This is a genomic window from Subtercola vilae (assembly GCF_004923255.1).
Lineage (GTDB): Bacteria > Actinomycetota > Actinomycetes > Actinomycetales > Microbacteriaceae > Subtercola > Subtercola vilae.
Map to the genome: position 1 here is coordinate 1 of NZ_QYRT01000068.1, position 9,535 is coordinate 9,535.

The window sequence follows — 9,535 nt, forward strand, 5'->3', positions numbered from 1 at the left end:
TGAGCCTCAAAGGCACCAGCTACCGACTCCGAGGACACAAAACCCTCACGACTACGACAGACTAAACACACCACGTGGCCCTGTTTTCAGTTGGCAGCCGTGGCCCCATTTTGAGTTGGCGTTAACACCCCGTTGGTCGTACGCGGATGTCTCATATTTTCTTCGACAACAAGAGGTCTTTTGAGAGCTGTCTAAGCTCGGATTGTCGTCTGGGAAAAGCGCCGAACGCACCTCGACCCAAGACTATGACGGCCAATTCGGACAGCTTCCCCTCGCTCTCGATTGAAAACAGCAGACCCCCCGACGTCCGGAACGCCTCTTGATTGATCGTGGGCGAAATTCCATCAACCTCGGACCGGGCAAACTGCAGAAAAATTCTTGGCTTTGCCCATCCTCGCCAAAAAACGATTTGGGTATCGTCGGCCGTAATCGTAAAGAACATTGGAATCGCTACGTCCCCAGTGGATTCGGACGTCGCATGAGATACAAGGTATCCCGGGAACGATCTAGTTCCCCAAGCACAAGCGATGATGTGGTTATAAGCAGATTTCTGGAGAAGCGCGCGCTCTCGAAGCGAATTCAAGAAACGGATTGCGCTGAGGAGAAGTGCGACGGACGCCAAGACCGACAAAAAGAGATTCACGAATGACGGTGGCCGAAAATCGCCGATCTGGCCAATCACGCTTCCAGCAAATAAGAGTCGAGCAAAGACGCCCAGGGCAAGAAGCGTTAAGAGCCAGTCGCCTGTTGGATTGCGTCTGATTGTGTACCGCATCAATATGTCTCCGAATCATCGGCAAAATATGCTTACGCTTTTGTGAGCTGGCAACTGATCTGATTTGGCTGCGGGTGAGTTGCCAGCTCTAGCCCTTCAGCGTGAATCCGATATTAATCGCACTTAGCGCAGCATTGCCCGAGTAAAACTCTCGCAACACAGGGCCTGCCCCGTATTTCGCTACGAGAACTTCGGCCCGTGCACCCAGCACCCCAGCTCCTGCAAGCGCTACTGCTTCGCCGCACTCATCGCTTCTCCAAGATGCCATGCAGTATTCTCCAGCTGAAATTGCACCGCTTATGAGCGAGACTGCCACAAGAGGAGGTGCCACGAATTCGCCGATCGCTGGAATTGGTACTGGCGCAATCTGGCGTCAGCTGACAACGCAGCATCTGCGCTATTCTCATTTGCCAGCCTAATTCCAACGCCGGCTGCTCCCATCGCGGGTTACGTCGGGGTGGCGGCTGGCCTTGTCACAGCGGCGATAGATATCACTAGGGCCTCGGTTGGCGCCCCGGGGGCGTCCTGGGGAGTGGTTGCCTTAGACGGGTTATTCGTACTCCCCGGAGTCGGAGATTTGTTCCGGCTCAAGCAGGCTTCATCGCTCGCGGAGGCAGGCTCCAAATTCAGCACTATTTGGGGCGGGCAGTGGTCCACAGCAGGGGCAATCTTTGGTTTTGGTGATCGAGGGTCAACAACCCCAACGTGGCAGCCCTAATTAGTTAGTAAGGCATTGGTGAAAGTTAGGACATTTGAATGGCTCGCATAATGGTCCCTGGCCGTTCGGCAGGCGTTCTGGCTAGATGGTTGAAAGTTCTTGGAAGAATCACGCTGAGCCTTCTAGGCGCTTTAGTGCTGTCCATATTTGGCGGCCTGCAGAACTTCTTTCTTGGGCCCACCATTCTCGTAATTCTTGGGTTCGGTTTCATCGGCTGCGCAGTCGTCGCGCTCGTGCTTTCACCACTTTTCAGGTACCGTGCGTCGACAGAAGTCACGTACGGATACACGACGCTGGACGACAGCTACCAATATGTTGAGCAGCTCGATCCAATCGGTGGCAGGACGATTCGAGCAGCTGGCGACTCCTTCTTGGACGGCGCCACCAAACGAGCCCGCATAGAGTGCGGCTTCGATCTCTCCGCTGAGGGCCTCGCTCCAGCAGTAAGCGCAGAGCGGGCAGTGACGGCCTTTCCATCTCGGGTCAAACGGACGCGCTTGCAATGGTTCTTTTGGGGCCTTGGATTCATCGCGGCCGCGGCCGCAGTCTGCTTACGACTGGGACTGCTGAAGGTTTAGTTGTCACCTTGACGTGCCCTACAGGTTTGGTTACCTGTGGGTCACGTCCCGCTGAGTGGTGGAGTTTCTCAACACCGTGCGGGTCAGTTGTTCTAGTTTAGGCGGCGGCGAGTTCGAGGAGGATCACCGCCTCGTCGATGACCTCGATGGGGTTTGGGCTGCTGCGAAGATTCCGGACAGCAGAATTAGTGGTTTCTTCTCCGCCACCAGAACTGGCTATAAATGACGACAATGGACCTCATTACGGCGTCAATAACCGGGCGCTGAGTACCAGGGGTCAGCTCACGATAAGGAATATCCAACACGATTGGAAGCCGGCAACCAATCGTGTCTCGCGTGTTTCCGGGGCGTGTGGTTGCGTAGATAGTGCGAAAACCTGCTTGGAGCCCACGCCGTCGCCCTGTCCACGGCACGCTATGGCCGCCAACGCCCAAGATGTTCTCTTCCCGTATTCAAGCGGAAGTCAGGCGAGAGAGATACCGCGCCAAAAACTCACAATCAAGTGCCTGCGCCCCTATCGTGTCATTTATGCCGAACCGTGGGCTGACCCCGTCATCGAGGTTTCTGTCGTCAGCGGGCCGTGGGGGCGATTGGTGTTCGGGCATCCGGCCTATGAGGGCGGCGCGGTGAACCGGCACGCCTACGCACTATGTGTCTTGGAACGGTTCTGGAGATGCCTCAAACGGCGGGAGGTTTTCGCGGACATGTCCACGAAGTGGCGCAACCCGCAGGCTGCGCTCCTGGATGGTGAACGGTGGCACGCGATACGGCCCGACACGCTCACCGCGCTCGGACTGCCGGAGTCCCCGGACGCGCTTTTGGCCGAGCATGCTCGCGCCCTTGATGACACCCTGCGGGAAGTTGGAGGACGGCAAGATTCACCTCACCGGTCTTAAGGCCGTCGAGGAACCGCCCTCGTTGGTGGACCTACGCTCACGGACCACCGCAATGCTGCCCCGCGTGGAGCTGCCGGAGGTGATCCTCGAGGTCATGGGATGGGTGCCCGAGCTGACGGCAGCATTCACGGCTGCGTCGGGAGGGCGCGCCCGGATGGGTGATCTGCCGCTGTCGATCGCCGCATGTCTGACAGCGCACTCGTTGAACGTCGGATACCGGCCGATCGTAAAGAAAGGCGTCCCGGCCCTGGAACAGTCTCGGTTGTCGCACGTCTACCAGAACTACTTCCGCCCGGAGACCCTCTCCGCGGCCAACGTCCCGCTCGTCGACGCGCAGACCACTCTCCGTTTGGCCAGGGCGTGGGGCGGTGGGCTGGTCGCGGCCGTGGACGGGATGCGATTCGTCGTGCCGGTCCCCGCCGCATTCGCCCGCCCGAACCGGAAGTACTTCGGCTCCAAAAGAGGCATGACCTGGCTGAACGCCATGGGGGCAGCCCACGGTACTGCGAATCCGGGCGACCGACATCGACTATTGCGTGGATCGCGCACTACCATGCGCGGTTCGTGCAAGAATGGTTTTGGTTCCCCGTTCGGGTGGCTGTGCGAAACGAGGAGGTTACGTGGTGTCTGTTCCCATTAAGGCGACGATCGAGAAGGTCCCTGGCGGGATGATGTTGGTTCCTCTGTTGGTCGGCGCGGTTTTAGCTACGTTCGCTCCAGGGACAGCTGATTTTTTTGGTTCTTTCACGGGCGGACTCTTGACGGGGAGTACCCCGATCCTTGCGGTTTTTTACGTGTGCATGGGCGCGAGCATCAATGTGCGGGCGACACCGTACATCCTGAAAAAGGGTGGGGCCCTTTTCGGGTCGAAGGTTCTCCTCGCGATTGTGATTGGTATCGTCGCAGGCCGGTTCATGACGGAGTTGCCCATTCAGGGTGGGCTCCTGGCGGGTCTGTCGGTCTTGGCGCTCGTCGCCGCATTCAGTGATACCAATGGCGGGCTTTACATGGCGCTGATGGGTCAGTATGGCAGCCCGAAAGATGTAGCCGCGTACTCGATTATGACCATCGAATCGGGCCCGTTCTTGACGATGGCGATCCTTGGCGTCGCTGGCCTTTCGGCGTTCCCGTGGCAATCGCTTGTGGGCGCGTTGATACCTCTGCTGCTCGGAATGCTTTTGGGTTCTCTGGACCCCGCGATGCGCAAATTCTTGTCGTCGGCGGCACCTGTGCTCATTTTCTTCTTCGGGCTTGCTCTTGGATTCGGTATCAGCCTTCAGACGGTCCTGAAGGCTGGGTTACTGGGGTTGGTGCTGGGTATCTTGGTTCTCGGGGTCGGAGCGGTGGTTCTTTTCTTCGCCGACCGGGCGACCGGCGGTTCTGGCCTGGGTGGTTTGGCGGCGGCGTCGACGGCTGGAAATGCGGCTGCAGTGCCCATGCTTGTCGCTGCGGCAAACCATGCGTATCTGCCAGCAGCAGGCCCCGCGACTGTCCTCGTGTCAGCATCCATTGTGGTGACCTCCATCGGAACACCTCTGGTCGTCGCCTGGTACGCGCGTCGTCTCGGCTCCCGAGCGGCCAATAATATTCGTACTCCCGTGGCCGAAGCGGCCCGATGAGCTTGCCGGCTCGGGTTTTGCGGGCGATTATCGCGGACGATCTCACGGGGGCTGCGGACGCGATCGGTAGTTTCGGCGCGTCCCGCTCGAGCGCCATTGTTCTCGGGGCCGATTCGCCCTGGCCCGATTCGGAAATCGTCGCGATCGACACGGGGAGCCGGTACCTTTCGGCAAGCGAAGCGGCCCTCCTCGTCTCCGCAGCCGTTCAACGCGCCAGAGCAGAAAATCGAATCGTGTTCAAAAAAATGGACTCTTTGCTCCGCGGGAACGTCGGCGCCGAATTGGTGGGTGCGATGACGGCATTGACGGGTAAAGATCGTGGCCTAGCTATCGTCGCGCCGGCGTTCCCAGCGACGAACCGTGTAACCCTCGGCGGCGTCATTCATGTAGGCGGACAACCAGCAGCCAGCGCCCCGTTCCACGGCAACATCCGTGACGCACTCACCTTCGCTGGAATGACATGTCAAAGCATCACGTCGCACAGCGCAACTATCGCATCGCTGGCCGGTGAAATGCGGCGGGCCCATGCGGCGGGCCGCGATAGCGTGATCGTGGATGCCGTAGACGATTTCGATCTGGAGCAAATCGCGCGAGCGGCAGAGCAGCTGGTGTTCCCCACATTATTGACGGGCTCCGGCGGACTCGCCGCGCACCTGTTTCCCTCACGGGGTACCGAGAACGTCCGCCCTGAAATCATGTCGCCGGCGTCGCGCGTTCTCGTCGTCGTCGGCAGCTATTCGGATTTGGCACGGTCCCAAGTTGACGAGCTGATCCGCCTCGGCTGCCTCCATGTAGAACGACCCCTCACCCCGGGCGCTGCGCTCTCGGCGGCGGCAACCATTCTCGCGTCGAATGCGGACGTCGTGTTCACACCAGAACGCCTCGCTCCCGTGAACAAGAAAAATGCCCAAGAAGTGGCCTCCGCTCTCGCGTCAACGGTCGAGGTCGTGGCAGGACACTTCGATGCGTTAGTACTCACGGGCGGAGAGACGGCGCGGGCCGTTCTGGATACCCTGGGCATCCGCACCATGTACGTTGTCGGCGAGCTGGAGCCAGGAATCGTCCTTAGCCGCTCCGTTGAACACTTACCCCACCTCGTCACCAAAGCAGGCGCTTTCGGCGACTCCGGTAGTCTGGCCCGCACCGTGCGGTCCTTAAAAAATCATACGAAGGACTTGAGAGAACAATGAAACCAATTATCGCCCTCACCATGGGAGACGCCGCAGGAGTCGGCCCGGAGATCATCGTCAAAGCGATGGCCGACACCGAGATTCGAGACATCGCCACGCTCTTTGTTATCGGCGACAGGCGCCGACTTCAACAGGCCATCGACATCGTGGCAAGTCCACTCAGCATCAACGCGATCGCCGGCCCGTCCGAGGTATCGGACCACAAGGACACCATCGATGTTCTCGACATCCCCGCCATTCCCGACGACCTCGCATGGGGTCAGCTCTCAGCCACAGCGGGACACGGCGCGTTCTTGTTCATAGAAAAAGCAGTCGAACTCGCCATGGCTGGTTCCATTGACGCCATCTGCACAGGGCCTCTGAATAAAGAGGCACTACACCTGGGTGGACACGCGTATCCGGGTCACACCGAGATGCTTGCCGCTCTGGCCGGCGTGGAGGAAGTGTCGATGATGCTCACCGCCCCCAAAATGCGTGTCATTCACGTCACCACTCACCTCGGACTGATCGATGCCATCGCGAAAATCGACGGTGACCGTGTTTACCGGACCATCACTCGCGGAAACAACCTTCTCGTCAAAGCTGGCATCCCACGACCTCGGATCGCGGTCGCCGCGATCAACCCCCACGCTGGCGAGGGTGGGCTCTTTGGCAATGGTGAAGAAGCAGAAAAGATCGAGCCCGGAGTCGCGCGAGCCCAAGCAGACGGGCTCGACGTCCTGGGCCCCCTGCCGGCTGACACTCTTTTCTATCGCGCCGGTCGCGGCGATTTTGATCTCGTCGTCGCGCAATATCATGATCAAGGCCACATCCCCGTGAAGGTCCTCGGACTTAAAAACGGGGTGAACGTGACCGTCGGCCTCCCCTTTGTTCGGACCTCGGTCGATCACGGCACCGCGTTCGATATTGCGGGTAAGAACATCGTCGATCACGAGCCCCTTCTCGAGGCGATCCGCCAAGCCGCCGACCTATCCCCCGAAAGAAATACTGACAACTGACATGAACGCAGCCGAACGCCGCCGAACAATCGGCCATCTACTCCAAGAAAAACCCATCGGCGTGGATGATATGGCCGCTACGTTCGCTGTTTCCGCGTCCACGATTCGCCGCGATCTGGAAGCCCTGTCAAAAGCAGGCGACATCGTACGAACCTATGGGGGCGCTCGAACAGTCGATAGCCGTGAGCGGAGCCTGCAGGAACGGAAGTTAATCGCAGTTGCCCAAAAATTTGCCATCGGTCGCCTTGCCAGCTCCTTCGTGACCGCAGGGTCCGTCGTCGTCCTCGACGCGGGCACCACCGTCGGTGCCCTCGCCAGAAACCTCACCTACCGCGAAGACATCACAGTCGTCACCAACGGTCTCACAAGCGCGAACATCCTCGAGCACAGCACCGGCATCGAACTTCTTGTGGTCGGCGGACGGCTTCGCCACATCAGCTCAGGATTCGTCGGCTCCTTCGCTGAACAATTTCTGACCAGTATCACGCCCGACGCCGTGTTCCTCGGAGCAGACGGCGTCTCCGCCCGCCTGGGCCTCTGCGAAGCAACACCAGAACAGGCTTCCCTCAAAAAAATCATGATCGCGGGAGCCCACACGATATTCGTCCTCGCAGACTCAACCAAGCTCGGCGCCGAAACAGAACCCTGGTGGACACCACTACAACAACCCTGGAACCTGATCACAGACAGTCAAGCCACCGCAGAACAGCTCGAACCGTTCCACGCACTCCCGCACGTGACCATTCACATCGCGCCAGCGTTTGACAACGAAGCGGCCGCAGCCCTCCCGATGACCGTCGACTAAACAGAACGCCAGTTACCGACCATAGCGCTCCATACCGTTCCTCTACTGGCCAAAACCCCTAGCAGGGATCTGGCCAGTAGAGGAACGGCTGTTGGCGCCATGCCCAAGATGAACCGTAACGGGGTCTGACCAGTAGTGGAACGGTGGTTGGCGCTAAGCATTGAGGCGCTGAATTCAAGACAGGCCCGACGCCCGCCCTCACCCAGAGTCGAAAAATCACCTAACGGGAACATGACAACCAAGGTGGTCCGCTACCCCTGGTCCTGCCGTTCGTTCACATCGTGCGATCCGGCTCGTTAGCCTGGAGTCATGACGACAACGGTTGCGCTGATCACCGGCGCGAACAAGGGCATCGGTTACGAGACGGCCAAGCAGCTCTCCAAGCTGGGGATGACTGTCCTGATCGGCGCACGGGACGAACAACGCGGCCGGGAGGCGGAAAGGGTGCTGCGTGATGGCGGTGCCGAGGCACGCTTCGTGCACCTGGACGTCACCGACGAAGCATCCATCCAGGCTGCGGCCACGTGGATCGACACGGAGTACGGGCATTTGGATGTTCTTGTCAACAATGCCGGCACCGCAACGCTCACCCGGCAAAGGACCCTACCAAGCGAGACGTCGCTGGAGGACATGCGGGCGGTGTATGCCATCAACGTGTTCGGGCTGGTTGCGGTGACCAACGCGATGCTGCCCCTGTTGCGTCGTGCGTCGGCAGCGAGAATCGTGAACGTGTCAAGCGAAGTCGGGTCAATCGGCTCCCAAACCAACCCGGGAAGTCCGCTGTTCCCGATGCCTGCGTCGGCCCAGTATCCGTCGTCAAAGACGGCAGTGAACATGCTCACCGTCATGTACGCCAAAGAACTTCAGGGCACCGCGATCAAGGTCAACGCCGCCAACCCCGGATTCACCGCCACGGACTTCAACGACCACCGTGGTCTTCGTACGGCAGCCCAGGGAGCCGAACCCAGCGTCCACCTCGCCACCCTCCCCGAAGCTGGCCCCTCCGGTATTCTTTGGGGCCACATCTGGACCACCGACGGCGACGGCGATGGCGGTTACGGGCCCCTCCCCTGGTGAGATACCGTCTCGAATTCGGTACATTCTGAGACAAGCAGCTGGCGCTCTCGTTGAGAGCCGAACCGTGTCCAAAACTCGTCTCACAACGTCGGCGCGCCGCTGAGTGTTCTGAGACTGTTCTGCGACACTTGCCCTATGAGTTCCCGTCACGACCACATCGGCTACGCCCGCGTCTCCACAACCAGTCAAGACACGACCATGCAAACCGACGCCCTTCACGCTGCCGGCTGCGCCCGGATCTTTACCGACACGATCTCCAGCCGCGTCACGGCCCGCCCCGGACTTATCGACGCGATCGACCACACCCGCCCCGGAGACACCCTCGTCGTCTGGAAACTCGACCGCCTCGGACGCTCCGTAAAAGAAGTCCTCACCATCGCGGACAGCCTGCACGACGAGAAAATCGGACTCCAGATCCTGACCGGCACCCTCTCCGGCACCTACCAGCCCACAGGCGAAGGCAAATTCTTCTTCACGATGATGGCCGCCTTCGCCGAACTGGAACGCGACATGATCCGCGAACGCACCCTCGCAGGCCTCGCCACAGCCAGAGCTGACGGCCGAGTCGGCGGACGCCCGACCGTCATGGACCCCGACACCCTCGCTGCCGCACACGCACGACGACAACGCGGCGAAACACCCACCCAAATCGCTAAAGCACTCGGGATCTCGCGGGCGACCATCTATCGGTACCTCAACGCTTAGCGCCAACCACCGTTCCACTACTGGTCAGACCCCTGTTCCTCGGGGGAAGTACTCGCGGGCGAGCTTGTTGAGGTTCTCGTTCGATCCGCGCTGCCAGGGCGAGTGGGGGTCAGCGAAGTAGATCGGGACACCAGTGGCCTCGGTGATTTCCAGGTGTCGGTGGAGCTCCACGCC

The 9,535-nt window shown here is 59.9% G+C and carries 8 protein-coding genes and 1 pseudogene; 8 read left to right on the forward strand and 1 reads right to left on the reverse strand.

The genetic code is table 11. The features are described from left to right. Positions 1–1,627 precede the first annotated feature (1,627 nt). From D4765_RS18315 to D4765_RS18350, 8 genes are all read left to right on the forward strand, one after another. Positions 1,628–2,071 (forward strand): hypothetical protein, encoded by a 444-nt coding sequence (locus D4765_RS18315; protein ID WP_136643754.1) that lies wholly within the window; start codon positions 1,628–1,630, stop codon positions 2,069–2,071. A gap of 960 nt (positions 2,072–3,031) precedes the next feature. Then, positions 3,032–3,607, forward strand: coding sequence for a Tn3 family transposase (locus D4765_RS18320; protein WP_136643755.1), 576 nt, complete (start codon positions 3,032–3,034; stop codon positions 3,605–3,607). Continuing rightward, complete coding sequence (locus D4765_RS18325; RefSeq protein WP_237280552.1) at positions 3,588–4,586, forward strand: 2-keto-3-deoxygluconate permease; 999 nt, start codon at positions 3,588–3,590, stop codon at positions 4,584–4,586. The genes D4765_RS18320 and D4765_RS18325 overlap by 20 nt, the downstream gene beginning before the upstream one ends. Next, positions 4,583–5,776: a four-carbon acid sugar kinase family protein gene (locus D4765_RS18330; RefSeq protein ID WP_136643756.1), complete on the forward strand. Its 1,194-nt coding sequence runs from the start codon at positions 4,583–4,585 to the stop codon at positions 5,774–5,776. Before D4765_RS18325 ends, D4765_RS18330 begins: the two co-directional genes overlap by 4 nt. Further along, complete coding sequence (gene pdxA / locus D4765_RS18335; RefSeq protein ID WP_136643757.1) at positions 5,773–6,774, forward strand: 4-hydroxythreonine-4-phosphate dehydrogenase PdxA; 1,002 nt, start codon at positions 5,773–5,775, stop codon at positions 6,772–6,774. Before D4765_RS18330 ends, pdxA begins: the two co-directional genes overlap by 4 nt. Position 6,775: 1 nt before the next feature. Then, positions 6,776–7,579: a DeoR/GlpR family DNA-binding transcription regulator gene (locus D4765_RS18340; protein WP_136643758.1), complete on the forward strand. Its 804-nt coding sequence runs from the start codon at positions 6,776–6,778 to the stop codon at positions 7,577–7,579. Between the two features lie 309 nt (positions 7,580–7,888). Then, complete coding sequence (locus D4765_RS18345) at positions 7,889–8,656, forward strand: SDR family oxidoreductase (protein WP_136643759.1); 768 nt, start codon at positions 7,889–7,891, stop codon at positions 8,654–8,656. Positions 8,657–8,791: 135 nt separating this feature from the next. After that, positions 8,792–9,361 (forward strand): recombinase family protein, encoded by a 570-nt coding sequence (locus D4765_RS18350; protein ID WP_136643760.1) that lies wholly within the window; start codon positions 8,792–8,794, stop codon positions 9,359–9,361. Between the two features lie 33 nt (positions 9,362–9,394). Here the strand turns inward: D4765_RS18350 and D4765_RS19860 are convergent. Further along, positions 9,395–9,535: pseudogene (locus tag D4765_RS19860) on the reverse strand (transposase); the annotation flags it as partial.